The 25329-nt window shown below is 52.4% G+C and carries 22 protein-coding genes, 4 tRNA genes and 3 rRNA genes; 20 read left to right on the top strand and 9 right to left on the bottom strand.

Annotated elements, in window-relative coordinates:
* The first annotated feature begins 10 nt into the window (after positions 1-10).
* The 10 genes from IPJ96_11555 (at position 11) to IPJ96_11510 (ending at position 10528) form a co-directional block, all read left to right on the top strand.
* On the top strand, positions 11-949 hold the full coding sequence (locus IPJ96_11555) for a helix-hairpin-helix domain-containing protein (protein ID MBK7910964.1): 939 nt from the start codon (positions 11-13) through the stop codon (positions 947-949).
* A 43-nt stretch (positions 950-992) separates the two neighbouring features.
* Entirely contained in the window at positions 993-1523 is a 531-nt protein-coding gene (locus IPJ96_11550) for an adenine phosphoribosyltransferase (GenBank protein MBK7910963.1), read from the top strand.
* Between the two features lie 35 nt (positions 1524-1558).
* Positions 1559-2698: an acyl-CoA dehydrogenase family protein gene (locus IPJ96_11545; protein ID MBK7910962.1), complete on the top strand. Its 1140-nt coding sequence runs from the start codon at positions 1559-1561 to the stop codon at positions 2696-2698.
* Positions 2699-2752: 54 nt separating this feature from the next.
* A complete protein-coding gene (locus tag IPJ96_11540) occupies positions 2753-2947 on the top strand; it encodes a 30S ribosomal protein S21 (protein MBK7910961.1) in 195 nt (64 codons plus the stop codon).
* A gap of 133 nt (positions 2948-3080) precedes the next feature.
* Complete coding sequence (locus tag IPJ96_11535) at positions 3081-3953, top strand: tyrosine-type recombinase/integrase (protein ID MBK7910960.1); 873 nt, start codon at positions 3081-3083, stop codon at positions 3951-3953.
* 31 nt (positions 3954-3984) lie between these two features.
* On the top strand, positions 3985-4284 hold the full coding sequence (gene raiA / locus IPJ96_11530; GenBank protein ID MBK7910959.1) for a ribosome-associated translation inhibitor RaiA: 300 nt from the start codon (positions 3985-3987) through the stop codon (positions 4282-4284).
* 75 nt (positions 4285-4359) lie between these two features.
* On the top strand, positions 4360-5784 hold the full coding sequence (locus tag IPJ96_11525) for a transglycosylase SLT domain-containing protein (protein MBK7910958.1): 1425 nt from the start codon (positions 4360-4362) through the stop codon (positions 5782-5784).
* A 95-nt stretch (positions 5785-5879) separates the two neighbouring features.
* Positions 5880-8288, top strand: coding sequence for a hypothetical protein (locus tag IPJ96_11520; GenBank protein ID MBK7910957.1), 2409 nt, complete (start codon positions 5880-5882; stop codon positions 8286-8288).
* A gap of 10 nt (positions 8289-8298) precedes the next feature.
* A complete protein-coding gene (gene mtgA / locus IPJ96_11515) occupies positions 8299-9024 on the top strand; it encodes a monofunctional biosynthetic peptidoglycan transglycosylase (protein ID MBK7910956.1) in 726 nt (241 codons plus the stop codon).
* Positions 9025-9103: 79 nt separating this feature from the next.
* Complete coding sequence (locus IPJ96_11510; protein MBK7910955.1) at positions 9104-10528, top strand: hypothetical protein; 1425 nt, start codon at positions 9104-9106, stop codon at positions 10526-10528.
* 15 nt (positions 10529-10543) lie between these two features.
* Here IPJ96_11510 and IPJ96_11505 read toward each other — a convergent pair whose 3' ends face one another.
* Positions 10544-11098 carry a hypothetical protein gene (locus tag IPJ96_11505; protein MBK7910954.1) on the bottom strand — a complete coding sequence of 185 codons (555 nt, stop codon included), beginning with the start codon at positions 11096-11098 and terminating at the stop codon, positions 10544-10546.
* Positions 11099-11168: 70 nt separating this feature from the next.
* Between IPJ96_11505 and IPJ96_11500 the strand changes: the two genes are divergently transcribed.
* From IPJ96_11500 to rrf, 8 genes are all read left to right on the top strand, one after another.
* Positions 11169-11903, top strand: coding sequence for an SDR family oxidoreductase (locus tag IPJ96_11500; protein MBK7910953.1), 735 nt, complete (start codon positions 11169-11171; stop codon positions 11901-11903).
* A 598-nt stretch (positions 11904-12501) separates the two neighbouring features.
* Positions 12502-14026 (top strand): 16S ribosomal RNA (locus IPJ96_11495).
* Between the two features lie 130 nt (positions 14027-14156).
* A tRNA-Ile gene (locus IPJ96_11490) sits at positions 14157-14230 on the top strand.
* A 69-nt stretch (positions 14231-14299) separates the two neighbouring features.
* A tRNA-Ala gene (locus tag IPJ96_11485) sits at positions 14300-14373 on the top strand.
* A 38-nt stretch (positions 14374-14411) separates the two neighbouring features.
* Positions 14412-14478, top strand: a tRNA-Phe gene (locus IPJ96_11480).
* Between the two features lie 185 nt (positions 14479-14663).
* Positions 14664-14735, top strand: a tRNA-OTHER gene (locus tag IPJ96_11475).
* A gap of 85 nt (positions 14736-14820) precedes the next feature.
* Positions 14821-17697 (top strand): 23S ribosomal RNA (locus tag IPJ96_11470).
* A 68-nt stretch (positions 17698-17765) separates the two neighbouring features.
* Positions 17766-17877 (top strand): 5S ribosomal RNA (rrf, locus tag IPJ96_11465).
* The 16S, 23S and 5S rRNA genes sit together here with 4 tRNA genes alongside, the layout of an rRNA operon.
* 88 nt (positions 17878-17965) lie before the next feature.
* Here rrf and IPJ96_11460 read toward each other — a convergent pair.
* The 4 genes from IPJ96_11460 to IPJ96_11445 all read right to left on the bottom strand — a co-directional run bounded on the left by IPJ96_11460 (position 17966) and on the right by IPJ96_11445 (position 21097).
* Positions 17966-19003, bottom strand: coding sequence for a PLP-dependent transferase (locus IPJ96_11460; protein MBK7910952.1), 1038 nt, complete (start codon positions 19001-19003; stop codon positions 17966-17968).
* A gap of 77 nt (positions 19004-19080) precedes the next feature.
* Positions 19081-19488, bottom strand: a complete 408-nt coding sequence (locus tag IPJ96_11455; protein ID MBK7910951.1) for a hypothetical protein — start codon at positions 19486-19488, stop codon at positions 19081-19083.
* A gap of 43 nt (positions 19489-19531) precedes the next feature.
* A complete protein-coding gene (locus IPJ96_11450) occupies positions 19532-20176 on the bottom strand; it encodes a class I SAM-dependent methyltransferase (protein ID MBK7910950.1) in 645 nt (214 codons plus the stop codon).
* 6 nt (positions 20177-20182) lie between these two features.
* Positions 20183-21097 carry an Omp28-related outer membrane protein gene (locus tag IPJ96_11445; GenBank protein MBK7910949.1) on the bottom strand — a complete coding sequence of 305 codons (915 nt, stop codon included), beginning with the start codon at positions 21095-21097 and terminating at the stop codon, positions 20183-20185.
* A 107-nt stretch (positions 21098-21204) separates the two neighbouring features.
* On the opposite strand from IPJ96_11445, the gene IPJ96_11440 reads away from it, so the two are divergent.
* Positions 21205-21807: an OmpH family outer membrane protein gene (locus IPJ96_11440; protein MBK7910948.1), complete on the top strand. Its 603-nt coding sequence runs from the start codon at positions 21205-21207 to the stop codon at positions 21805-21807.
* Positions 21808-21814: 7 nt separating this feature from the next.
* Here IPJ96_11440 and IPJ96_11435 read toward each other — a convergent pair whose 3' ends face one another.
* Positions 21815-22264, bottom strand: coding sequence for a hypothetical protein (locus tag IPJ96_11435; protein ID MBK7910947.1), 450 nt, complete (start codon positions 22262-22264; stop codon positions 21815-21817).
* Positions 22261-23481 carry an NAD(P)/FAD-dependent oxidoreductase gene (locus tag IPJ96_11430; protein ID MBK7910946.1) on the bottom strand — a complete coding sequence of 407 codons (1221 nt, stop codon included), beginning with the start codon at positions 23479-23481 and terminating at the stop codon, positions 22261-22263. The genes IPJ96_11435 and IPJ96_11430 overlap by 4 nt, the downstream gene beginning before the upstream one ends.
* A gap of 92 nt (positions 23482-23573) precedes the next feature.
* On the opposite strand from IPJ96_11430, the gene IPJ96_11425 reads away from it, so the two are divergent.
* A complete protein-coding gene (locus tag IPJ96_11425) occupies positions 23574-24020 on the top strand; it encodes an NUDIX domain-containing protein (protein ID MBK7910945.1) in 447 nt (148 codons plus the stop codon).
* Here IPJ96_11425 and IPJ96_11420 read toward each other — a convergent pair.
* Together IPJ96_11420 and IPJ96_11415 are read right to left on the bottom strand one after the other, a co-directional pair.
* Positions 24007-24765, bottom strand: a complete 759-nt coding sequence (locus IPJ96_11420) for a septal ring lytic transglycosylase RlpA family protein (GenBank protein ID MBK7910944.1) — start codon at positions 24763-24765, stop codon at positions 24007-24009. The genes IPJ96_11425 and IPJ96_11420 overlap by 14 nt on opposite strands.
* Positions 24749-25318, bottom strand: coding sequence for a hypothetical protein (locus tag IPJ96_11415; GenBank protein MBK7910943.1), 570 nt, complete (start codon positions 25316-25318; stop codon positions 24749-24751). Before IPJ96_11415 ends, IPJ96_11420 begins: the two co-directional genes overlap by 17 nt.
* Positions 25319-25329 lie beyond the last annotated feature (11 nt).

Genomic DNA, 25329 nt, shown 5'->3' with positions numbered 1-25329 from the left:
CCTTTGGCCGATGCGCCGGTCGGCTAATCGCTTTTCGGTCTTCCATACCTGGAAGGACCATTTCACTTTCACCAGACGCGAACGAAAAGGGATCGCCATCCTGAGTCTGATCCTGCTGGGGCAATGCGCATACCTGTATTACCTGAACAAGTTTGCAGCTCCGCCCTTGCCTTCCGACGCGGCCACCTTGCAACGCAAACTGGTGGAAGCGATGAATAGCAGACAGCCCGATGAAGAGCATCAGGGCTTGCAGCGCGAGCCTTGGAAGCGCACTGGTTCAGTTGTAAAGACGATAGCTCCATTCGATCCAAACCGACTGGATGCTGCAGGCTGGGAACGGCTTGGACTGACAGCGAAGCAAGCCGGATCGGTGCTCAAGTACCTGGAGAAAGGCGGACGCTTTCGGGTGAAAAGTGATTTGGCAAAGGCATACGGAATCGGAGTGAAGCGTGCAAAGATGCTTGCACCATTTCTGCTGCTGCCGGATTCACTGCCGGATCGTGTTCGGCAATCGGCTGTCTATAAGCGAAGAGGACTCCAACTGCTCGAATTGAATGGAGCCGACTCTGCCTCGCTGGAAGCTTTGCCCGGAATCGGCCCCGGATTGGCCGGCAGGATCGTGCGGTACCGCGATCGGCTCGGTGGTTATCATACGTTGGAGCAGCTGAAGGAGGTTTGGGGTGTTGACGACAGCTTGTATTCATTCATCGTACGCCGCTTGACGGTTGATGAATCGGGGCTTCATCGCAAGTTGTACTTGAACACGGATTCACTCGAGCGCTTCGGCCGGCATCCTTACCTCGGTTGGAAGTTGGGCCGCATCCTGATCAATTACCGGAAGCAGCACGGTCCCTATCAACACGTGGAGGAACTACTGAAAACCGGGTTGATAGAAGAGGACATTTTCCGTAAACTTGCGCCTTATCTGGAAGTCGGGTACAGTGAATAAATAATTGTTAGTCAATTATTTAGAAGCGTCCCGCACCCAATCCATGGACGTAGTATCCCGTATCTGTACCGCAATTCGCGATATACCCGATTTTCCGCAACCCGGAATCCTGTTCAAGGATATCACGCCGATTCTGCTCGATCCTGCTTTGTGTTCGGATATCGTCGGAGCCATTCACCAGGATTTTTCCGGACAAAAGATCGGCGGTATAGTAGGAGTAGAGAGCCGGGGCTTTCTCTTCGGCATGATGCTCGCCCAGCGATTCCAGGTGCCCTTCATCCCCATTCGCAAGAAAGGGAAGCTTCCGTATCGAACCGTTTCATACGAATACAAACTCGAGTACGGCAGTGCAACGATGGAGATGCACGAAGACGCGATCGAGCCGGGTACACGCATCCTGGTGCACGATGATCTGCTGGCAACCGGCGGAACCGCGGCCGCGGCCGCCGAGTTGATCCGCCACCTGCGCGGTGAAGTCGCCGGCTTTTCATTCGTAGTTAGCCTCGACTTTCTCAACGGTCGGGATAAACTGAACCCATACGGCGCTCCCGTTAAAGCGCTGGTATCTTATTGAACTCTACAGACCACTTAGCTGTTGTTATTGATCCTATGAATTTCCAACCTACCGAGAACCAGGTACTGATAGCCGAAACCGTTCGCAAGTTCGCCGAGACCCATATTCGCCCCGACATGATGAAGTGGGACGAAGAGCAACTGTTCCCGGTCGAGTTGTTTCGAAAGATGGGAGAGCAGGGGCTGATGGGAATCCTGGTACCGCACGAATATGGTGGATCGGGTTTGAGCTATTTCGAATACATGACGGCTATTGTTGAGGTAGCGCGTGTCTGCGGTTCCATCGGATTGAGCATGGCGGCGCATAACTCACTTTGCACCGGTCATATTCTGGCGTTCGGAAATGAGCAGCAGAAGCAACAGTACCTTCCCAAGCTTGCCAGCGGACAGTGGATCGGAGCCTGGGGCCTGACAGAAGCCAATACCGGCAGCGATGCGATGCGCATGCAATGCGTAGCGAAGCAGGACGGTGATCACTGGGTAATCAATGGTAGCAAGAATTGGATCACCCACGGAAAGAGTGGGGATGTTGCGGTCGTATTGGCTCGGACAGGAGACCTGCTTGACTCAAAAGGCATCACAGCCTTCATCGTGGAGCGTGGAACCCAGGGCTTCAAGGCGGGTAAAAAAGAGAATAAGCTGGGCATGCGTGCTTCCGAGACCGCGGAGCTCATCTTCGAAGATTGCCGCATCCACAAGGACCAGGTCCTCGGAAATGTAGGCGACGGATTCGTACAGGCGATGAAAGTCCTCGACGGAGGCCGAATTTCCATTGCCTCCCTTGCCCTGGGGATCGCCAAAGGAGCGTACGACGCGGCCTTGAAGTACTCCCGGGAGCGCCAGCAATTCGGCAAACCGATCGCTGATTTTCAGGCTATTGGCTTCAAACTGGCCGATATGGCCACCAAGATCGAGGCGGCCGAACTCCTGACCCTTCAGGCGGCTGACCTGAAGAATCGGGGTGAGAAATGCACAAAACAAAGCGCTTTTGCCAAATATTACGCGTCGGAAGTCTCTGTACAGGTCTCCACGGACGCTGTACAGATCTTTGGCGGTTATGGGTATACCAAGGATTTCCCTGTTGAGAAATTCTACCGGGACTCCAAACTGTGCACCATCGGGGAAGGAACCTCCGAGATTCAAAAACTGGTTATTTCCCGCGAAATCCTAAAGTAATTTGCTTTTAGTTCAGGATTTTGTAATTTCGCCACCCCAATACAAAAGAACAACATGATCATCGTTCCGATCAAAGAAAACGAGTCAATCGACAAGGCCCTCAAGAAGTTCAAGAAGAAATTCGAACGTACGGGAGTTTTGCGTGAATTGCGTCGCCGCCAGACTTTTGAGAAAAAGTCGGTTGCCCGCCGCCAGCAGGTCCTTCGCGCGAAATACCGCGACCTGATGCAGCGCCAGGAAACGCTCTGATTCGCTCGCTGTATCCATCCGGAATTTGTATCTTTACTGGTAGTCGTTTCGTAACACGAATGCGATGATGGTAAAGAAAGCATAGCAAGAGAACTTCCCCCACTCGGGAGGTTCTCTTTTTTTATTGCCGGTGATACAGGGATTCCTTCAATACATCCGCTACGAAAAGCGGTTCTCGCCACACACGGTCCAGGCGTACAGTACCGACCTGGAGCAGTATGCCCTTTTCCTGCGATCGACTTATGAGACCGATGATCTGTCGGCAGCAACACATTCGATGATCCGTTCCTGGATCGTCCAACTGATGGAGCAGAAGATCACGACCCGTTCCATCAACCGGAAGCTGACCACATTAAAAACCTATTATAAATTCCTGCTTCGTCAGGGGACGTTACGTGTCAACCCGATGCTGCGGGTGCAGGCTCCAAAAACATCGAAGCGGCTTCCCGCCTTCGTCGATGAACGGAAAATGGACCAGCTCTTCACCGAAGTCGCGTTTCCTGAAGGCTTTACGGGTCTTCGGGACCGCCTGGTGCTGGAGACCCTTTACGGAACCGGCATGCGTTTGGCCGAATTGGTAGGGTTGAAAGATTCGGATGTCGATCTCCACGCGATGCAGCTCAAAGTCCTGGGGAAAAGAAACAAAGAGCGCGTCATTCCGTTTACTGATAAGATGCGGGAGTTGATCGTTGCGTATCGGCAGGTCCGGAACGGCCATTTTGCATCCCGGGAAAAATTTTTCGTGACCGATCAGGGAAAATCCCTCTACCCTAAATTCGTTTACCGCCTGGTCCTGCGTTATCTTGGAGTCATCACAACACTGGAGAAACGCAGTCCTCACGTCCTGCGACACACCTTCGCCACACACATGCTTAACAGGGGAGCAGACATCAACAGTGTAAAAGAACTGCTGGGACATGCCAACCTGAGTGCAACGCAGGTGTATACGCACAATACCATCGAGAAACTTAAAAAAGTATACCAGCAGGCTCATCCGAGAGCCTGAGCGAACGTTTAAAAAAGAAGAAGAAAGCACTATGAAGATCAGAGTTCAATCCATCCATTTCGACGCCGACCGTAAACTCATCGATTTCATCCAGGATAAAGTGGACAAGCTGGTGACCTTTTACGACCATATCATCGGCGGAGAGGTATTTCTGAAGCTGGACAAATCTTCCGATATGAAGAACAAGATCGTGCAGATCAAGATCCAACTTCCAGGCAATGATATCATCGTTAGCGAGCAATGCAAGACCTTTGAAGAGGCGACCGATCTCTGCATGAACTCGCTTTCACGGCAAATCAAAAAGCATAAGGAGAAAGTTCGCGGGCTCTGAGCTGACAATTGCGTAAGGATTTCCTGCGTTTTATCCCAACTTCCGGAACCTCCGGACGTATGGGTTATTCGAGGTATGTCGCATTCTAACCGTTTTCAACCGAATCGAGCCGTTTTTGCGCTCCTGGTGTTGCTCGCCACGGCGTTTCAAAGCATGGCCGGCCCCGATGCCTGGGTGACCAAGACGATCGTGGGATGGAACGGCAGCAGTCGTTACACCTTCTTGCGCGATTCATCGCTTTATACGGAAGGCTGGGACACCGTCGGACAGGCGCGCTTCTGGCGCGAGGTCATCACGATGACCAGCGACACCTGCATCATCAACATCGCTTCCTGCCGTAAACCGGTGGAACGCGTATCCAGATCGGTGTGGATGAACCAAACCGAATTGGAGAAGATCTGCTTCAAGGACAGTCTCTCCCAGGTGCATTGCATCGCTCCCACGGAGCAATTGTATGTCACGGCAGGGAAGCGGGAATTCTATGAAGTCAAAAAGACACTCGACGATATCAATCAGGCGATCCAGGTATTCCGGAAGCACGGCTGTGATCCTTTTTACGCGCAGGCGATCCTGTTGATCGAAAGCCCGGGTAAAGGTGCGGCACGTTCCTATGTTGGAGCACGGGGCCCCTTTCAGCTCATGCCTGCCGTGGCCCGTCGCTTTGGATTGAAGGTTTCCAAATACCACGATGATCGTCTGGACATGAACAAGGCCGGTATGGCCGCCGCCCGCCTGATCAATACGGGATGTGTTCCCTATATCCGGAAGTTCCTGGATGAAAAAGGCATACCGTATCAGGAACATGATCTTTGGTTCCGGCTTTTGGTGTTACACGCTTATCATGCCGGTGCCGGTAATGTCCGTTGTGTTATCAATGCACTCGACCCCAAGGCCGGCGGCTTGCAGTTGTTTGAGCAAATCTGGCAAACAACCTGTGGTGGCTTTAAAAATGAATCCCAGAATTACAGCCAGATCGCGTTGGCTTCGTTGATGAATTTCGACGAGTTGATCGAGCAGGATGGAGATACCGTATTTCTGGTGAAAGGGGACCGGATGCTTTCCCGTTATTCCCGTGCCGGCATGAAGCCCTGGGAAGCCTACGAATACCTGCAGGCATCGCTGCGCGCATATGAGCACGACCTGATCGACGATATGATCCCGTATGAGTACTTCATCCGGCAGGTAGGGCAGATCAGAAAGGAATTCACGCATTGGGCATCGGTCATCACCCTTGCTTCCCGGGATGTAATTCTCAAACCCTATCCGGCAAGTGAAGAACATGTATCGCTGCTGGCCGGCGAATTGTCGAAACGCCGGCGTTTCGACGAAGCGATCAAATTGTTGAAGCTGAATCTTGATATGCATCCCGGCTCACCGGCCTTGTATGACAGTCTGGCCAAGGCTTATCGGAAGTCCGGCGACCAGAAGATGGCGGACCTGTATGCCGGAAAGGCACAGGCGGCGGCAGCGCTCCAGCCGGGCGACAAACCAAATGAATAGGTTCTGACCTGCAGCATGGCTCCACCTCCGGGTGGATTTTTTTTGTGCTATACCGAACGTTTGCCACTCATCGGATACTTTTACCTTCGTCGTCCATGCGTGGCCAGTTGCTTTTTTTCTTCCTGCTGCTGATCGGATATCGAATGTCGGCGCAAACGACATTTCCAGATACAATTCGTTGGTCGGCGGATTTTTCGTCACAGCAGGCTGCAGCTGGTTGGATGAATCTGGACCAACGACAAGCTTTGCCGAACGGGGATATTGTTTTGGTGACGGACAGTACCCATCCATACGGTGCCGGCTATTCCTGGACCTGGCCCGATAGCTTGCCTAGCCGCTCCGTCCTGTTGCATTGTGAAGCCAAACTGCGGTCTTCCACCCTCAATCCCGGTATCCAGTGGGTGCTTTCGATAGAAGAGCAGGGACAAACCTTATTGTGGGACGGCCGGGATCTGAGCAATCAGTTGGGGAAGCAGGATGAATTCATCAATACAAACGTCGGGTTCAAGTTGCCTGCTAATTTTCTGAGGCGCGGAACAACCATCAAAGTCTACCTCTACCAGCCGGACCGGCGGTCACGGGTGGAAACATCCGGTGTAACGTTCAGTCTCTGCCGATGGGGACTTCCGTCCTTCCTGCCTCCGGGCTCGCCCCAATCCGATTCGAGAAGCGCGGAGCAGGAACTCTTTCTGGGAACGGATTACGCCGTACGGATACAGCCGGCCGGTGGGATCCTGCGGGTGGATCGTCCCGACGGGCAGCGACTGATCCGCAATGTGCTTTTATATACGGAAGCAAAGGGCGATTCCATCACACCGCGGTTCAGTACGTTGGAGTTTCAACGCGATTCTGTTGCTCAGGGTGTGCACCACCTGCTGTTTCGATCAGCCAATGAACGGTTCAACACTACCATTACCCTGGCAACAGACGAAAAGGCGGCAGCGATACGCTGGAGCCTGAATACCGAATGGCTTCAACCGACTGAACTGGTCCGACAGGCTATTGTGATGCTGGTGCAGCCGGCAGCCAGCCAGGCGGTGGATGTCGTTGGAAGGATGCTGCGGGCCGGGGATGACGAAGAAAGCTGGTTGGGCAGGGGTGCCGTAAGTTTTGGCGATAGCGTTCCGGAGATGATCGTTTCCTATCCGGATCAACTGTCTTCGTTGCAATTGGATTGGGCCTCCAACACGCTTTGGTTGAATGCCGATTGGTCAATGGATCATCCCTTGCTGCACTGGCCGAAGGAGAAGAAGAGCCGCAATCATCGCTTGGATAGGAGCTGCAGTGTGTATAAAGTGCATGAACGCCTGGAAGCCCGATGGCAAACGTATTTCAGAATGCCATCCTTTCTTCCTGCGCTGCAAGACCGTCCGTTTGGCTACGATGCGACCTTTATCTGGACGGAGCATGCCGATTACTCGGATTTGAAATTGCAACGGGCGGTGATGTTTGGTCATGATTCCATCTCGGACCCGTCAACGGCGAAAAAAGGGTTTGTGGCACGCGGCATTCCGATGACCAAGAGTGTGTTTTACAACAATCCGGATCGCGTCACGAACCGAAAGCGTCATGCGGCGTTCCCGGGTACAATCGCGACGATGAGGGAAACGCCGGGATTTGAAGCATTGATGCAGACACTCGAGGAGTCGCGTAGTGAGATCGCTTTGCATACCCCCGAACAATTCACCAGCAACCGAAAACAATTGGATGTCGCGTTGCAGTATATGCGATCCCGATTCAATACCACAACCTGGATCGACCATGGTTACGACAATGCTCCGACTAGCAATCGGGAAGATTTGGTTTGCGACGGTCTCGACTCGCTCTCGGACGGCTACGCCTTGGATACATGGTTGAGGTACGGGATCACCTCGGTGTGGAATTGTTTTTACGAGGATACGAATGTCTTCCTGCCATACTCGTTCGATTCACGCCTGGATGCCCCGTACTCCGGCATTTCCGGACGATTTCCTGCACCGGTATGGTGGTCGCATCCGACAAGAAGCAAAAGCATATTGCATTGGCGTACAACCACGACGCTCGATCCGACGGATGGTAGCATGTGGTCCTATTACCTGGGTGAACAGCGCCTGGACGACTTGGTCAGGCGTCGGGGAACTTACATCGCGCATTGTTATCCCGCGCGGGTGGATTCAACGAATGGTTTCTATCGTCTGAATGGCGGCCATTGGGAGATAGAGCCGGCTTTCGATGACGCGCTCGCCTTGCAAGCGCGTTACCGGGAAGAGCACAAACTGTGGTTGCCGGTAGTCCGGGAATATCTGAGTTATCAGCAAAGGATCAGAGAAGTGAAGATGGTTCCAACCGAAGATGGCTGGCGTTATTCCAATTCAGGGCACCAACCCGTGCAGGGTTTTACACTTTATTCGGAACACCTGCTGGATGCGGGAAGTAAAGCGATGCAGATTCGGTCTTCCGGCTCTGGTCACTACTATAGCTTCAATCTGGATCCGGGTGAAACAGTTTTTATCAAGTTGAAGTAAGAATCAGGCAATGGCCGGGAAAAAGGTAACGGGGAAAGGCAAGAGTGGGTGGTGGGCTCGTCTGAGGAAATGGACGATTCGTATCGTTGCGGGATTTTTCATTTTAAGCATCCTGTCCGTGATCCTGTTCCGCTTCGTTCCGGTTCCGGTTACTCCGTTGATGCTGATCCGTTGTGTCGAGCAGTTGACGGACGGTAGGTCGTTACGGATGAGCAAAGATTGGACGTCCCTCGACAAGATGAGCCCCGCATTACCACTTGCAGTCATTGCCGCGGAGGATCAGCGTTTCGAGGAGCATTTCGGTTTCGATTTTGATGCCATCCAGAAAGCCCAGCGTTACAACGAGCGGCACAAAGGGAAACGACTGAAGGGGGCGAGTACGATCTCCCAGCAGACCGCTAAGAACTTGTTCCTTTGGCCATCCCGATCCTATGTACGGAAAGGGTTCGAAGTGTATTTCACTTTTCTGATCGAAGTTTTCTGGAGTAAGGAAAGGATCATGGAAGTCTATCTCAATATTGTGGAAATGGGGGAGGGCATCTATGGCGCCGAAGTGGCTGCGAAGGAGTACTTCCACAAACCGGCCGCGCGACTCACCAACCGCGAAGCGGCGCTCCTGGCCGCAGTCCTGCCCAATCCCCGGAAATGGTCACCTGCAAGACCGACAGCCTACATACAGCGTAAGGCGTCCAGGATCGTCCGGTTCATGGGTAACCTGGAACTGGAGGATTTTTAGCCGGGCTTTAGGCATGCTGTTCAAAAGAATGTAAATCAGTCTTTCTTACCCGCAGGAGTCGGTATAAATTTGCCCTGCCTTGGAGACCGCTCAATTTTCCAACGACCGCCTGAAGTACTTCTTGTTCTTCCTGGCCGTTCTGCTAAGTCGCCTGCCATTTATCTCTGATGGTTATGGCCTTGACGGGGATTCATGGGCCGTCGCGTTGACGGCAAGGAACATCCACGATACGGGTAGCTACGAAGCGTCCCGGCTTCCGGGTTATCCGGTGCAGGAACTGCTGAGCGCTCTGCTGATCAACGGTGGTGCGACTGCGCTGAACTTGTTGGTGGCGATGGTCAGTGCGGCGGGCATACTCTTTTTCGCTCTTTCGCTTAAAGTTCTTCGGTTTCGTCACCCTTTGCTGGCGGCTGCAGCCTTAGCGGCTGTACCGGTAATTTACATACACAGTACGACAACCATCGATTACACCATCGCGTTGGGTTTTCTGCTGGCATCTTTTTATTTCGTCGTTTCGGAAAAACCAGTAGTGGCCGGTATTCTCACCGGATTGGCCATTGGCACGCGTGTCACCTCAGGTGCTATGCTGCTGCCCTATATCATTATCCTGATTGGCAATGGTGGTCTGTTCGTCAATCTTCGACGCATCCTGTTGTATGCAGTGCCGGCATTGATAGTCGGTTTGCTGTGTTTTGCTCCCGTCATCCAGCGATACGGATGGGATTTCCTCACGTATTATCCCGTACCCTATCCCTCGATCGCGAAGATCCTCTACAAGTTCACGTTTGAAGTGTGGGGCGTGGTGGGACTATTCGCCATTTTTCTTGGCGTGGGCATGCTGTTCCTCCCGAACAGGATCACGTCCAAGCGCTACTTGTTTCCCCGCTCTGTCAATGAACGCTATGTGATCGCCTGGCTTATCGCGATCGACCTCTATGTCATCGCCTTTTTGCGCTTGCCGATGGAGTCGGGATACCTGGCGCCGGTTGTGCCGTTCGTCATTCTGATCCTTGGGAAGTATCTTTATGAGCCAGCCTTCAAGTTGTGTTGTTACCTGCTGATCCTGTCGCCCTTCGCAGGTTCGCTTGGCCCGGTCGATCGACTGGATGCGGCCAAGCCTTCCTCGGTTAGTTTCCGCTTTCAGGCCGGTGGAGAGATGTTGATGCTGGATGTCTTGCATGGCCCCGTGGTGGCATATAAGTCGCGGCGGCAGGAGGGTATGGCCTTCACCCGTGAGATCCTGAACTCGGTGGATAGCATCAGCCGGCCTGCGGTCTTGGTCAGCGGTCGTTGGTACAATCAGTTGGTCGTACAGGAAGGAGATACGACTTCCGGTAATCTGGTTTTTGCGTCTTACCTCGACGAACCCATGCTGTTGTATTACATTGGTAAAAACTACTCGGTGTATTATTTGCCGAAGCAGGATTATTACAACCAGATCATGCGCAATGTCGATCTGAATCTTTTTGGTGCACAAGCCTATCTCCGGGAAGAAAAGTACTGAGGAGGGAAAGGGGATTCAAATCCCGAAGCCGAAACCGATCCGGATGATCGGATTTTGATAGGGCGAATTGGTTGATTCGTTGAGGTTGTACAGCAGCATCAGGTTGAGGGAAGAGTTATTTCCCAGCATCTGACGATAACCGCCGCCGACGAAGACGGAGGTGACATTGGTTCTGCGAAGTCGGTAGGGATTCAAGGGATCCGGTGCATCGAGATTGAGGATCTCGTATTCGGTATAGGCGAACAGGTTTTCCAGAATGTTGTAGCGGGCAAATACGCTTCCGCCGTACATGTTGGTGGAATACTCGAATGGGGCTGAACGGTAGCGGTAATAGATATACTTCCCGCCTACGCCGGCGGCGAGACGGTCGGTCAGCCGGTAACCGACGATCGGGGCTATTTCGATGATCGTTTGTGTGCCGAACTGAAGTCCAAAATTTCCGCCGAAGAATACCCGGTCTATGAAGCGATCACCTTCCGACGGGGCCGGTGGTTGTAGCATGGGTGATTGTGCGGAAAGGAAGCTGGCGCAGAGGCAGCAGGAGAGGAGAAGCAGGACCCTACGGATCATCTTGCTAAATTACGCCAACTTTCGTGAAAGCACCTAGCTGGTTCGAAAGGTTACAGATTCAGCAACAACTATGGCAACACTGGTCATTACGGGCGGATCGTCCGGTATCGGATTCGAAGCAACTTTGTGGAGCGCCCGGGAGGGTCACACCGTCATGGTGGTTTCCAGGAATCGCACCAGGCTGGGACTGTTGGAAGCCGAAGCCGAAAAGCGCGGTGTTCGAGCGCGCGTGCACCTGCTGCCGGCGGATATTTCAAAACAGCAGGAAGTGGAAGCCATTGGTAGGGAAATACGCTCGCGTTCCGCCAGGATCGATGCGTTGATCAACAATGCGGGTCGATTGATCAACAAACCGTTCGGAGAATTGCGGGCCGAAGACTGGGAAGAAGTCTACGCGACAAATGTTTTCGGAACCGTTTCCATGAGTCGGGTATTGTTGCCCGGCTTGATCCGTAGCAGGGAAGCTTTAGCGAGAGGAGAAGCCCCAGGTCATATCGTAAACATCTCGTCGATGGGAGGCGTGCAGGGAAGTGCCAAGTTTGCGGGACTCTCCGCATACAGTTCGAGTAAGGCTGCTATCATCGGTGTGACGGAATGTTTGGCGGAGGAGTTGAAGCCAAGGGGGGTGCATGTAAATGCATTGGCGTTAGGCTCGGTGCAGACGGAGATGTTTTCCGCGGCTTTTCCCGGGATAGACGCTTCGACTACTCCTGAGCGAATGGGGGAATATGTAGCCCGTTTCGCGCTGGAGGGGATGTACTTATTCAACGGAAAAACAATCCCGGTATCGGCATCCACCCCATGAGGCGGAAGACCGTTGTTCCCGGTAGGCGGTTGGCGGTAGGCGGTAGGCAGTACCCGGACAATTATCCTAATCCCGAATAACCATAACCAATCACCAATAACCAGTTACTAATTACCAGTTACTAATTACCAGTTACCAGTTACAAATTCCCAATCTCCCATCCCCGTTTTCCGCGCCATTCCCCGCCGTGCCCCCTTGTTCATAATTATTTTCGCCCCCTTGTTTGCTAATTCAAAAACTCAGAGTACTTTTGTCCTCCCATTCACAATCGTTCTTTGTTGATATCGCGCCACCCTGGGAAGTGGTAAAATCTGCTGAAAAGTGGCATTTGAATCAAAAAAGCTGAGAAATCAACTTTTTTGAGCTGGTTTTCAAAAGATTAAGTGATTTTCAAAAAAAATCTTGCAAAAAGGTTGTTTTGTACAAGAGTCTTTGTACTTTTGCAGCCCCAATCAAGAAACGCGACGATCTGCAACGGCAGATTTCGACATACGCGAACGTTCTTTGAGAAATTGATAAGGAAACAACAGGCTCTATTGCCCTCAATTCATATTGAGAGTAAATAGCTATTGCGAATCCCAAAAGTCAAATCAACTTTACTATGGAGAGTTTGATCCTGGCTCAGGATTAACGCTAGCGGCAGGCCTAATACATGCAAGTCGAGGGGCAGCAGGGTGTAGCAATACATCGCTGGCGACCGGCGCACGGGTGCGTAACACGTATGCAACCTACCTTTAACTGGGGAATAGCCCTCCGAAAGGAGGATTAACACCGCATAACATCACGAGACGGCATCGCCTTGTGATCAAACCTCCGGGGGTTAAAGATGGGCATGCGTCCGATTAGCTAGTTGGCGGGGTAACGGCCCACCAAGGCGACGATCGGTAGGGGGTCTGAGAGGATGATCCCCCACACTGGTACTGAGACACGGACCAGACTCCTACGGGAGGCAGCAGTAAGGAATATTGGACAATGGTCGCAAGACTGATCCAGCCATGCCGCGTGCAGGATGAACGATCTATGATCTGTAAACTGCTTTTGTTCGGGAATAAACCCCTTCACGTGTGGAGGGCTGAATGTACCGAAAGAATAAGGGTCGGCTAACTTCGTGCCAGCAGCCGCGGTAAGACGAAGGACCCAAGCGTTATCCGGATTTATTGGGTTTAAAGGGTGCGTAGGCGGGTTGTTAAGTCAGTGGTGAAAGCCTAGAGCTTAACTCTAGAATTGCCATTGATACTGACGATCTTGAGGATAGTTGAGGTGGGCGGAATGTATCATGTAGCGGTGAAATGCTTAGAGATGATACAGAACACCGATTGCGAAGGCAGCTCACTAAGCTATTTCTGACGCTGAGGCACGAAAGCGTGGGGATCAAACAGGATTAGATACCCTGGTAGTCCACGCCCTAAACGATGATTACTCGATGTGTGCGATATACTGTACGCGTCTAAGCGAAAGCATTAAGTAATCCACCTGGGGAGTACGACCGCAAGGTTGAAACTCAAAGGAATTGACGGGGGCCCGCACAAGCGGAGGAGCATGTGGTTTAATTCGATGATACGCGAGGAACCTTACCAGGGCTTGAAAGTTAGGGTATGATCCAGAAATGGGTCAGCCAGCAATGGCCCGAAACTAGGTGCTGCATGGCTGTCGTCAGCTCGTGCCGTGAGGTGTTGGGTTAAGTCCCGCAACGAGCGCAACCCCTATTCTTAGTTGCCAACAGGTAATGCTGGGGACTCTAAGAAGACTGCCCGCGCAAGCGGTGAGGAAGGTGGGGATGACGTCAAGTCATCACGGCCCTTACGTCCTGGGCTACACACGTGCTACAATGGCAGATACAGAGGGCAGCTACTTGGCAACAAGATGCTAATCCACAAAGTCTGTCTCAGTTCGGATTGAGGTCTGCAACTCGACCTCATGAAGCTGGATTCGCTAGTAATCGCGCATCAGCCATGGCGCGGTGAATACGTTCCCGGGCCTTGTACACACCGCCCGTCAAGCCATGGGAGTCGGGGGTACCTGAAGTCGATAACCGCAAGGAGTCGCCTAGGGTAAAACCGATGACTGGGGCTAAGTCGTAACAAGGTAGCCGTACCGGAAGGTGCGGCTGGAACACCTCCTTTCTGGAGTGATTCGTAATGTACCGTTCTACGGTATGCCTGTTGTTTCCTATCATTTCTCAATCTTATTGAAGCCCAAACGAGCGAGAGGTGGTCCCACCATCTGAGAAAAGACTCTCGTCACCGGGAACTTAGTCCCGTAGCTCAGTTGGTCAGAGCACTACACTGATAATGTAGGGGTCAGCAGTTCAAATCTGCTCGGGACTACGAAACTTGGTTTGCGGTTCTTCAGGCCTGGCAATCAGGAGAAGCGAACGGCGAACTTCGGACTCGAATGGGGAATTAGCTCAGCTGGCTAGAGCACCTGCTTTGCAAGCAGGGGGTCATCGGTTCGACTCCGATATTCTCCACTAAAGTTGAACAACGGTTCAGCTTATATTGAAATAAAGAGAATGCCGGATAGAGCATCCCGGTTGAAACCGGGAGGGTCATCGGTTCGACTCCGATATTCTCCACTAAAGTTGAACAACGGTTCAGCTTATATTGAAATAAAGAGAATGCCGGATAGAACATCCCGGTTGAAACCGGGAGGGTCATCGGTTCGACTCCGATATTCTCCACCAGTGCCGGACAACGGTCCGGCAACAGTTTAATGCCAATACGAATGCATTGCCGCAACGGCGGTAATGAAATTGAAATAAGATGAATTAGCTCAATGGTAGAGCGTCCCTGTCTATCGGGAAGGTCGCCGGTTCGATTCCGGTATTCTGTCGCAAGTTCCTGCTTCCACAGGAACAGCGTTCTTTGACATATTGAAAGAAAACACAACGAGTAAGATTGAAATTGTCTACATTGACAAGAAAGTAAGAAAGGGCACATGGTGAATGCCTTGGCTCTTGCAGGCGAGGAAGGACGTGGTAAGCTGCGAAAAGCTTCGGGGAGGTGCAAACGACCGCTAATCCGAAGATCTCCGAATGGGGCAACCCGTATCGTTGAAGACGATACATCCAAGTGAAGCCAACCCAGGGAACTGAAACATCTAAGTACCTGGAGGAAAAGAAAACAATAGTGATTCCCCAAGTAGTGGCGAGCGAACGGGGAACAGCCCAAACCCTGAAGGTTACGGCCTTCAGGGGGTTGTAGGACTGCAACGTGTGTGTGAAAGTTAAGCTGAAGGATCTGGAAAGTTCCGCCATAGAGGGTGATAGCCCCGTAAGCGTAAGCAATCACATGCTAGCAGTATCCTGAGTACCGCGGGGTCGGAGACGCCCTGTGGGAACCAGCCGGCACCATCCGGTAAGGCTAAATACTAGCAAGAGACCGATAGCGTACAAGTACTGTGAAGGAAAGGTGAAAAGAACCTCGAACAGAGGAGTGAAATAGAACCTGAAACCGTGTGCTTACAAGCGGTGGGAGCCTCGTAAGGGGTGACCGCGTGCCTTTTGCATAATGAGCCTACGAGTTACTCCTCACTGGCAAGGTTAAGGACCCAAGGTCCGGAGCCGAAGCGAAAGCAAGTCTGAATAGGGCGTATAGTCAGTGGGGGTAGACGCGAAACCTTGTGATCTACACATGGGCAGGATGAAGGATGGGTAACACCATCTGGAGGTCCGAACTGGTGAGCGTTGAAAAGCTCTCGGATGACCTGTGTGTAGGGGTGAAAGGCTAATCAAACTGGGAAATAGCTCGTACTCCCCGAAATGTCTTTAGGGACAGCGTCGATTGTATAGTCATAGAGGTAGAGCTACCGATAGGGCTAGGGGGCTTCACCGCCTACCAAACCCTGACGAACTCCGAATGCTATGTACTTCTGATCGGCAGTGAGGCCTGGGGTGCTAACGTCACAGGCCGAGAGGGAAAGAACCCAGACCATCAGCTAAGGCCCCAAAATCTGCGCTAAGTTGATCAAACGTGGTCCGGTTGCATTGACAGCTAGGATGTTGGCTTGGAAGCAGCCATTCATTTAAAGAGTGCGTAACAGCTCACTAGTCGAGCGACCGGGCGTGGATGATAATCGGGCATTAAGCGCAGTGCCGAAGCTATGGGATCGAAAGATCGGTAGGGGAGCATTCTAACCAGCGCCGAAGGTTCTTCGTAAGGAGGGCTGGAGCGGTTAGAAAAGCAAATGTAGGCATAAGTAACGATAAGAGGGGTGAGAAACCCCTCCACCGTAAGACTAAGGTTTCCTGATCAACGTTAATCGGATCAGGGTTAGTCGGGGCCTAAGGCTAATCCGAAGGGAAATGCCGATGGACAACAGGTTAATATTCCTGTACCGGTGCAATCAGTGAAGGGATGACGGAGGAGTGAAAGGTCTGCGTACTGACGGAATAGTACGTTGAAGCCCGTAGATATAGCGCTTGCTGGTAAATCCGCAGGTGTTGTCGAAAGGTGACAGTACCGAGAGTCTTCGGACAATCGGATAATGACCCTAAGCAGACTTCCAAGAAAACTCTCTAAACTTATGATTGTACTGCCCGTACCGTAAACCGACACAGGTAGTCGAGGAGAACATCCTCAGGTGCTCGAGTGATTCATGGCTAAGGAACTCGGCAAATTGACCCTGTAACTTCGGAATAAAGGGTGCCCCGTCAGCGATGACGGGGCCGCAGTGAAATGGCCCAGGCGACTGTTTAACAAAAACACATGGCTATGCTAAATCGAAAGATGATGTATATGGCCTGACACCTGCCCGGTGCCGGAAGGTTAAGAGGAGATGTTAGTAGCAATACAACGCATTGAATCGAAGCCCCGGTAAACGGCGGCCGTAACTATAACGGTCCTAAGGTAGCGAAATTCCTTGTCGGGTAAGTTCCGACCTGCACGAATGGTGTAACGATCTGGGCACTGTCTCAGCCATGAGCTCGGTGAAATTGTAGTAACGGTGAAGATGCCGTTTACCCGCAACGGGACGGAAAGACCCCGTGCACCTTCACTACAACTTTGCATTGATTCTGGACGAATGATGTGTAGGATAGGTGGGAGACTTTGAAGCGGAAGCGCTAGCTTTCGTGGAGTCAACCTTGAAATACCACCCTTCATTCTTTCGGAGTCTAACCCCGATCAGTCGGGGGACATTGCATGGTGGGTAGTTTGACTGGGGTGGTCGCCTCCAAAAGAGTAACGGAGGCTTTCAAAGGTACCCTCAGTACGCTTGGTAACCGTACGTGGAGTGCAATAGCATAAGGGTGCTTGACTGTGAGGCATACAAGCCGAGCAGGCACGAAAGTGGGATATAGTGATCCGGTGGTTCCGCATGGAAGGGCCATCGCTCAAAGGATAAAAGGTACGCCGGGGATAACAGGCTGATCTCCCCCAAGAGCTCACATCGACGGGGAGGTTTGGCACCTCGATGTCGGCTCGTCACATCCTGGGGCTGGAGAAGGTCCCAAGGGTTCGGCTGTTCGCCGATTAAAGTGGCACGCGAGCTGGGTTCAGAACGTCGTGAGACAGTTCGGTCCCTATCTGTTGTGGGCGTTGGAAATTTGAGAGGGCCTGACTCTAGTACGAGAGGACCGAGTCGGACGTACCTCTAGTGTACCTGTTGTGGCGCCAGCTGCATCGCAGGGTAGCTATGTACGGTCAAGATAAGCGCTGAAAGCATCTAAGCACGAAACTTGCCTCAAGATGAGATTTCCTTTAAGGGTCGTTGGAGACTACGACGTTGATAGGTTGCAAGTGTAAAGTCAGTAATGACAAAGCTGAGCAATACTAATTGCCCGTAGCTTTCGGTCAACAGCCAATTTCTATCGAACTCAATGTGTTTTCTTTCACAATATGTCATAAATGTATCCAAGACATTTATGGTGACTATTGCATGGGTGTCCACCTCTTCCCATTCCGAACAGAGAAGTTAAGCCCCTTCGCGCAGATGGTACTGGAGTAACATCCGGGAGAGTATGTCGTCGCCGTAAATTATTAAGCCCCGTTTCGAAAGATTCGGGGCTTTTTTTTGTCCATACAAGTCCTTGCTGATCCGTGCTTCCGGGTAGTCCTGCCGCTTCATGACCGGATGCTTCCCAACACCTTCACGACCCGCTCTATCATCCAGTCTTGAATGTCTAGATGCGTCACCATCCGTACGGTCTGCTCCCCGAATTTCACGGCACGGATTCCCGCTTCTTCCAGCTTGCGCAGGAATACCTCAAGGGGTAGCGTCGGTACCAGACGAAATACAAGAAGATTCGTGTCTACGGGCAGGAGTGACTCCACATATGGCACCGCGTGTAATGCTTCCGCGATCCGGCGGGCGCGCTGATGATCCTCCTTCAAGCGATCAACATGGTGGTCAAGCGCGTACAAACCGGCAGCAGCCAGGAAACCCGCCTGACGCATATTGCCTCCGAATACTTTGCGGATGCGTTTCGCTTTGTTCATCAGCTCCCGACTTCCGACGATCATCGACCCAATCGGCGCACCCAGTCCTTTCGACAAGCAGAAGGTGACGCTGTCGAAGCATGCGCCGACAGCCTGTGGCTGATCACCACTCTCCGTGAGCGCATGGAAGATCCGTGCTCCGTCAAGATGCGTGCTTAAACCGTAACTCCTGGCCAAGTCGGTGACCGCGCGCATCCCGTTCACATCGTAATAACTGCCACCGCCTTTGTTGCTGGTATTCTCCAGCCACACCATACGTGTACGCGGCAAATGGTAGTTGTCCGGATCATTGATATTCTGCCGAACCAATTCAGGCGTAAGTCGGCCACGGTCACCCTCGACCATTCGAAGCGATACTCCGGAATTGGCCGCCGGACCTCCTCCTTCGTAGTAATAAATGTGGGCAAGTTTGTCGCAGATCACTTCGTCCTGCAATTCGGTGTGGAGCCGAAGTGCGATCTGGTTCGCCATCGTACCCGATGGACAAAACAGGGCGGCTTCTTTGCCAAAGATTCTGGCCGATCGTTCCTCCAGGCGGCGGACGGTCGGGTCTTCTCCGAATACATCGTCGCCGACTTCAGCGGAGAACATGGCCTCCAGCATGCCGGGTGTCGGTTTGGTGACGGTGTCACTGCGCAGATCGATGATCGGTTCTTTCGTCATAGGAGGGTCTTGTATGACGAAGATACAGCTAGCCTGGCAACCCGAAATAAAAAGCCCCGCTAAAGCGGGGCTGGAAACTAGTTCTTTTCTGGTGTAACTGGAGCCGGTTCCTGCATCTTGCTTGCCGGTGGACCCTGCTGGCCACGGCGACGGTCTTTCATCTTCTCCCGACGCTCCATCCTGTTTTGCTGATATTTGTCGAATTGCTCGGGCGTCAGGATCTGGATGAGTTGTTTGTCCATTTCTTCCCGCCGCTGGCGCATGGCATCCCGGTTGTTGACCAACTGCTCTTCCCGTTTCAGCATCACATCGTAGATCTTCTGAGTTTGCTCGTCGGTCAGGCCTAACTGCGCTTTCATCCGTTGTGATGAATGTTCGGCGCGTTGCTCTTTGGTCATCTCGTTGCGCGGGCCGCCTTGTTGTGAAAAGGCAGAGGTCGCGATGAATAATGCGCCGGCAAGCAGCAGGATCGTCCGGTTTTTCATGGTCGTTGGAATTGCGGGTTTGACGAAGATAATATCCTTCGGTTTAATTCCGCATGCGAATAATCAGGATTCCATCCCGGATCGGGGCTAGAAAATGATCGGCCTGCGGATCTGCATGCACGGCATCGTTGAATGCTGCCAGCGCCCGGGTGTCGGCATCCATCTTTTCCTGAGGTTGAACAATTTTACCACTCCACAGGACATTGTCAGCCAGGATCCAACCACCCGGTTGCATGCGTTCGCGCACCAGTCGATAATAGTTCGGATAATTCCGTTTGTCCGCATCAATGAACACCAGATCGAACATTCCCTCGATCTGCGGAATGACTTCCATCGCGTTGCCGCAATGGAGCCGGATGCGGTCTTCGAATCCGGCCCGCTGAATATAGCGACGGACCATGGGTGTCAATTCATCGTTGATGTCGATCGTCTCGAGCACTCCTCCATCCGCCAAGCCCTCCGCCAGACAAAGCGCCGAATAACCGGTGTACGTGCCGATCTCCAGGATACGGCGTGGGCGCACCATGCGACTGAGCATGGACAGGAAGCGACCTTGTACATGTCCCGACAGCATGCGGGGCATCAGCACCTTGCTCCAGGTCTCCCGGTTGAGTTCCTGCAGGTAGTCAGGTTCAGGAGAAGTATGAGCTGCCACGTATTCGGCAAGCTCTACTGGGAGGAAATCCATGCCGGTTTAGTTCCAGTCGACTGCTTCGCCGATGTAGCAAGCCTTCACATTTTCGATCCGGTGCGTGGTGCCGCTGGTGCCGTATTTGTCGACGAAAGCAATGACACGCGTGTTGGACCGGTTAATGCCCGTCAGACTGATCGTGTACGTACGAACGAATTCGTTCCCGCTGCTCATGAGATTCTGCGGAATGATATCGCCGGCCAGTCCTGCATCGGTGGCGATGCGCTTGAGCACGTATTCATGACGATAGTTGCGCAGATAGGTGGTATCAAGATAGTAAGGTGAGGCAGGGTCCGGGGAAGTACCGTACTGGCTGAAAGCGTTTTGTTGATCGTAGGTCGTATCCGAGGTCTGAATGGCATCCTGGACAAGGAAAACATGCAGGCGGTAGTCGCCAAGCAGGTCGTCGGAAAAACCAACGTGTACCGCGAGCTTCAACGTATTGCCGGTGACATCACTGGCCTCGAGCGCAAGACCGCAGCGTGGGATAGCGCCTAAAGCCGCATTTACATTGGCTGGCCAGAATGTTGGAAAGATGTCGCTGAAGTCGGTGACTGTCCGGTTCAACATGCCGGAAGGATAAAAGGACGACGGATTGAACAGCGTATCGAGGTAATTAGCCCCGGTCAACAGATTGGTAATCGAGGAATCCACCATAGGATCCCCAACGTGAATACTCGCCGCCCATACGCGTCCTGGATTGAAGGTCACCAAACTGTCGACGATCAGGTGCGAAGCAGGACAAAGACCGTTTCCGGCCTGGGTGAATTGCTCGATCAGGACGTTCTGTTTGAACGAAGCGGGTACCGGGGAGATCGGCGGCAGGTTGCCGGGATTTTCAAGAACACCTTCCTCTTTATTGCAGCTACTCAACAACAGGCCGGCCAGCAGAAGGTGATAAAAGGAGCGGAAACGCATAGTGCGGATTTAGACTCGTAAAATAAGCGGTTCTAACCTTGTTTTTCAAATGAAATCATCGGTTAATGGCATTGATTTCGGCTATCTTTGCCCAAAATCCTTCGGAAATGAAGCAATTTTCACTGCTCCTGAATATTGTCCTGACATTAGCGGTAGCGTACCTCTATTACCTCCATTATTCATCCAAGAGCGGAGCGGTAACGGAGGAGGTTAAGCCCCTCGCGCTTCCTGCGGCTTCCCAGCAATCAGGCGGTATTCTATTCCTGAATTCGGATACATTGCTTGACCAGTACGATTACTTCACGGAAAAACGGAATCAACTGGATGCCCGACAGGAGAAGATCAGAAGTGAACTTTCCACGGAGAAGGAGCGACTGGATGCCTCGATCCAGTTATACCAACAGCAGGCGGTCGGCATGACCGATCAGGAAAGGCAGAAAAAAGAAGAAGAGTTGATGATGAAGCAGCAATCGCTGATGGATCGCCGGGAAAAATTGCTGGCGCAATTGGATGATGAGCAGGCTAAATCGACGGAAGAGCTCTTCAACCGGCTAACGGCATTTCTTCGGACATACATTAGCGATAAGAATGTCAATTTCGTCTTGGGCTATCAGAAAGGAGGCGGCATCCTCTTTGCCAACGATAGTCTTGACATCACACAACAAGTGGTCGATGGGCTGAATAAGGCATATGCGGCGGAGAAAAAGTAAGCCCGGTTCAGCGGTCTTCGCGTCGGATCTCTTCGCCTTTGTTGTACCAGACGGTAGCTAATCGCTTTCCACGGCTGTCGAATTCTTTCCACTTGCCATCGACGAAATAGTGGATGTACTCTTCCTCCATGGTCAGCCTCGCTTTTCCACTGCTCTTTCGCTTCCCATTTTCGTGGTAGTACCGGGTCTGGATAAACTTGGCACGGTAGTGTTCTTTCTTTAAAAGTTGCCCTGTCGGACTGAAGTATCGCCAAGTACCCCGCTCCTTTCCGTTCCGATACTTACCAGTGCTTTCGATCTTCGTTTTCAGGCTATCCGACCAGATCGTCCACTTTCCGTGTGGTTGCTGGTTCTTGTAAGGACGATCGGGATCCCCGGTGTTTTGTGCATGAATCAATCTGGACGTTAGCAACAACGCCAGGAAGCCAATCGAGCGTACAACCGCAATTCGCTTCATTGGAACAGCAATTTAAAGTAGAATGACGGAGAACGGAATCGGTCGCGAAGATCGATGTCCTCGAACATGCACGTGATGGTTTCCCGCAGGGTTGGGTTCTTCTTCGCTTTGCGTACGACCAGATCAAAGAGCCAGGCTTGCCTGCTGAGTTGTTGCATCCGGCGACTTAGCCGGATCTCCGGCCACAGGCGCCGATAAATTTCCGCATCATAAGCAGCCAGGGAGGTTGAGTCGAATTCGCCTTGCGCAAAGGCTTTATGCAGTATACCAGCAGCGACTTCCCCGCTCAGCATGGCGTTGCCGATCCCTTCTCCGGTAAATGGATCGATGAGTGAAGCAGCATCACCGGTGAGCATCATGCGGTTGCCCGACAGTTTCCTGCGAACGGAGCCCAGGGGCAGCCCCCAGCCACGTACATCGCCTTCCAATTCGGCGTGAGCGAATCGCGCATGCAGTTCCGGATGCTGTCGGATCGCATGCTGCATCATGGCTTTCAGGTCAATTCTCCTGTGGGAGACCTCGCTGCTTAACATGCCGACACCCACATTCGCCATACCGTTAGCCATAGGGAAGATCCAGAGGTAACCAGGGAGAAACTCCTTTAAAAAATGCAACTCGATGAAATGGTCGGCGTGTAAGCCCTGCACATTCCGGTAATAAGCACGGATGCCGGCACAATAATGACCCGGGTCTATGGTGCGGGTATTCAATTCGCGGTTGACCAGCGAACGGTCTCCGTCAGCGCCGACCACCACATCGGCCGTTACGACATGTTCCTGGCCATCTTGATGGAAGGTGATTTCAGCCTGTTCCGGGGTTACGCGGAGGGATTTCGCTTCCCATCCTTGTCGAAAGGTCGTGTAGGTGGCATCGAGTTTTTTCAACAGCCAGGCATCAAAGTGCAGACGGCGTGAAAGGAAACCAGGTGGATGTTTCAGGGAAGCCAGGTTGGAACTGAACGGGATATCCACGGCATGTCCGCCCGGCGAAACGAATCGGACACCATAACTGCCAACGAATTCGGACTGATTCGAAGCAAGTTCGTTGATCCACTCCGGATCCAGATTCCGCAGTACCTGCACGACTTTACCGCTCAGGGCGTCGCCACAGATCTTATCGCGGGGGAAGACCGCCTTGTCAACCAGCAGATGCCGGATGCCCTGCCGCGCCAGTGCCAGAGCTGTACCGGAACCGGCTGGACCGGCTCCGAGTATCACAACCGGAAAGTGTTCAGATGACGAATGTCCCACTGGTCAAAGTTAAGGGAATGTCTATGTAAAACTTGATCGGGTATTTTCGGTTACTTTGTATGGTGAGTAAACGATTCGTGATCCGTGTTTACGGCATATACATCAACGAACGGGAAGAAGTCCTGTTGAGCGACGAGTTCATTTACGGACGGGAAGTGACCAAGTTCCCCGGCGGGGGCCTCGAATTCGGTGAAGGTACCCGGGAGTGCCTCGAGCGTGAAATGATGGAGGAGACCGGTCATCGGTTCGAGGTTTTGGATCATTTGTACACAACCGATTTTTTTGTGCCGTCCGCCTTTGATCCTCAGATCCAGGTGATGAGCATCTATTACCGTATGCGACCGCTGGAAGAATTCAGGATGGAAACGCGTGACCGGCCGTTCGATTTCGTGACGTACACGGAGAACGCGCAGGTCTTTCGATGGAAATCCATTCACGGTCTTGTTCCGTCGGATATGACGCTGGTGATCGACCAGAAAGTTGCGGGACTGATCAAGGCTTCCTGATTCCGGGCCACTGTTTTAGCTGCACGAATCCGTCATTCCTCAATTTAGATTCCAGGGCTTTTCGCTCTTTCGGATCCGGCGGTTCTGAAGCGAGGACACGATAGTTTCGATGTTCCTGCGGGCCGTCAACGAGGATATAAACTTCGGACAGGTGGTACTCCAGGCTGATCTGGGTGGCCATGTAGAAGGCGTGCTTCCAGTGTTCTGTTGACCAAACCTGCAGATAGTCGCTTCCCAGTTCGACTTTCTGCCCGAATACGTCCCAGACCTCTCCGTCCTGCATGAGAGAATCGGACAAGGGGATTCGGTCGAACAGGCTCAGTTGCCGGATCGTGACCGGTACGACCCCAAAGGGAACCATGCCCAGCTTGTTGGCGGCAGCGCGCGACAAGTCGATGATGCGACTCTTCACGAACGGGCCACGGTCGTTGATGCGGACGATCGCCGATCGGCCGGTCTTCTTGTTTGTTACAAGTACGATGCTGTTGAACGGTAGATTGCGGTGAGCGGCTGTGAAGTCGCCTTTGTCATAGTATTCTCCGTTGCTGGTTTCCTGTCCGTGAAACCGGTCGTGATAGAAGGAAGCTTTCCCCGCTTGCGAAGCGGAATCTCCTGCAGCGATGACGGATGATAAGCCCGGTTGCTGAAGGAGGATGAATAGATAGTGTAAAAGGAAGAGGGGATGCACGGCGAGGCTCAAGTTACTCAATCCTGCAGCCCTTGACAAATCAACTGACCAAGCGATGGCGAATGATGCCGTCGATCTTCTTGAATAGTTCCTGCGGAAGGAAGTTCCGCCAGTTCAGTTCACTCAACTCGCCTCCGCTGATCGTGTAATAATCGAGGTTGAAGCGGTTCATTTCTTTCGCGACGTGCTCGCGAAAGTTGACGAACGCGATCCATCCGTCCTCCACTTCCTGAAACCATTCTTCATAGTAGCAATCGTCGGAGCCATGAAAATTGAGCACGTTTTCACCGATGAGGATGAACTTGTTGATGCCTTCTCCCAGCATGGATTCAATGACATCGCGTTTGAGGAACATGATGTCGTTGTACAAGGCGTCGTTCCATTCACCGATCAGTTCAATGATCGCGAAGCCGCGTTCATATTCTGCGAAAAGGATCTTGAGGTATAGCGTATTGGATCCGAATTGGTCCCATTGCGGATGAATGTAATAGTTGTAAACCGTGTTCGTGTATTCGAACTCGCTATACTCGGTGCCATAAAAAGGGGATCGTTCGTCTTGGGCCGCGGAGTAATACCCCGACCAATTGTAGAACGGTTCAATATCCTGCATGACTACCGCTA

Source organism: Bacteroidota bacterium, assembly GCA_016713765.1.
Classification (GTDB): domain Bacteria; phylum Bacteroidota; class Bacteroidia; order AKYH767-A; family 2013-40CM-41-45; genus Pollutiaquabacter; species Pollutiaquabacter aromativorans.
Note: the sequence above shows the minus strand (reverse complement) of the source record. Positions and strands in the feature narration are given on the sequence as shown.

Excerpts from the sequence above, each read along its gene's own strand:
- IPJ96_11440 (MBK7910948.1), top strand. The coding sequence starts at position 21,205 with ATGAAGCAATTTTCACTGCTCCTGAATATTGTCCTGACATTAGCGGTA.
- IPJ96_11525 (MBK7910958.1), top strand. The coding sequence starts at position 4,360 with ATGTCGCATTCTAACCGTTTTCAACCGAATCGAGCCGTTTTTGCGCTC.
- raiA (MBK7910959.1), top strand. The coding sequence starts at position 3,985 with ATGAAGATCAGAGTTCAATCCATCCATTTCGACGCCGACCGTAAACTC.
- IPJ96_11540 (MBK7910961.1), top strand. The coding sequence starts at position 2,753 with ATGATCATCGTTCCGATCAAAGAAAACGAGTCAATCGACAAGGCCCTC.
- IPJ96_11555 (MBK7910964.1), top strand. The coding sequence starts at position 11 with ATGCGCCGGTCGGCTAATCGCTTTTCGGTCTTCCATACCTGGAAGGAC.
- IPJ96_11435 (MBK7910947.1), bottom strand. The coding sequence starts at position 22,264 with ATGAAGCGAATTGCGGTTGTACGCTCGATTGGCTTCCTGGCGTTGTTG.
- IPJ96_11415 (MBK7910943.1), bottom strand. The coding sequence starts at position 25,318 with ATGCAGGATATTGAACCGTTCTACAATTGGTCGGGGTATTACTCCGCG.
- IPJ96_11505 (MBK7910954.1), bottom strand. The coding sequence starts at position 11,098 with ATGATCCGTAGGGTCCTGCTTCTCCTCTCCTGCTGCCTCTGCGCCAGC.
- IPJ96_11425 (MBK7910945.1), top strand. The coding sequence starts at position 23,574 with ATGGTGAGTAAACGATTCGTGATCCGTGTTTACGGCATATACATCAAC.
- IPJ96_11460 (MBK7910952.1), bottom strand. The coding sequence starts at position 19,003 with ATGACGAAAGAACCGATCATCGATCTGCGCAGTGACACCGTCACCAAA.
- IPJ96_11520 (MBK7910957.1), top strand. The coding sequence starts at position 5,880 with ATGCGTGGCCAGTTGCTTTTTTTCTTCCTGCTGCTGATCGGATATCGA.
- IPJ96_11550 (MBK7910963.1), top strand. The coding sequence starts at position 993 with ATGGACGTAGTATCCCGTATCTGTACCGCAATTCGCGATATACCCGAT.
- mtgA (MBK7910956.1), top strand. The coding sequence starts at position 8,299 with ATGGCCGGGAAAAAGGTAACGGGGAAAGGCAAGAGTGGGTGGTGGGCT.
- IPJ96_11500 (MBK7910953.1), top strand. The coding sequence starts at position 11,169 with ATGGCAACACTGGTCATTACGGGCGGATCGTCCGGTATCGGATTCGAA.
- IPJ96_11455 (MBK7910951.1), bottom strand. The coding sequence starts at position 19,488 with ATGAAAAACCGGACGATCCTGCTGCTTGCCGGCGCATTATTCATCGCG.
- IPJ96_11445 (MBK7910949.1), bottom strand. The coding sequence starts at position 21,097 with ATGCGTTTCCGCTCCTTTTATCACCTTCTGCTGGCCGGCCTGTTGTTG.
- IPJ96_11545 (MBK7910962.1), top strand. The coding sequence starts at position 1,559 with ATGAATTTCCAACCTACCGAGAACCAGGTACTGATAGCCGAAACCGTT.
- IPJ96_11450 (MBK7910950.1), bottom strand. The coding sequence starts at position 20,176 with ATGGATTTCCTCCCAGTAGAGCTTGCCGAATACGTGGCAGCTCATACT.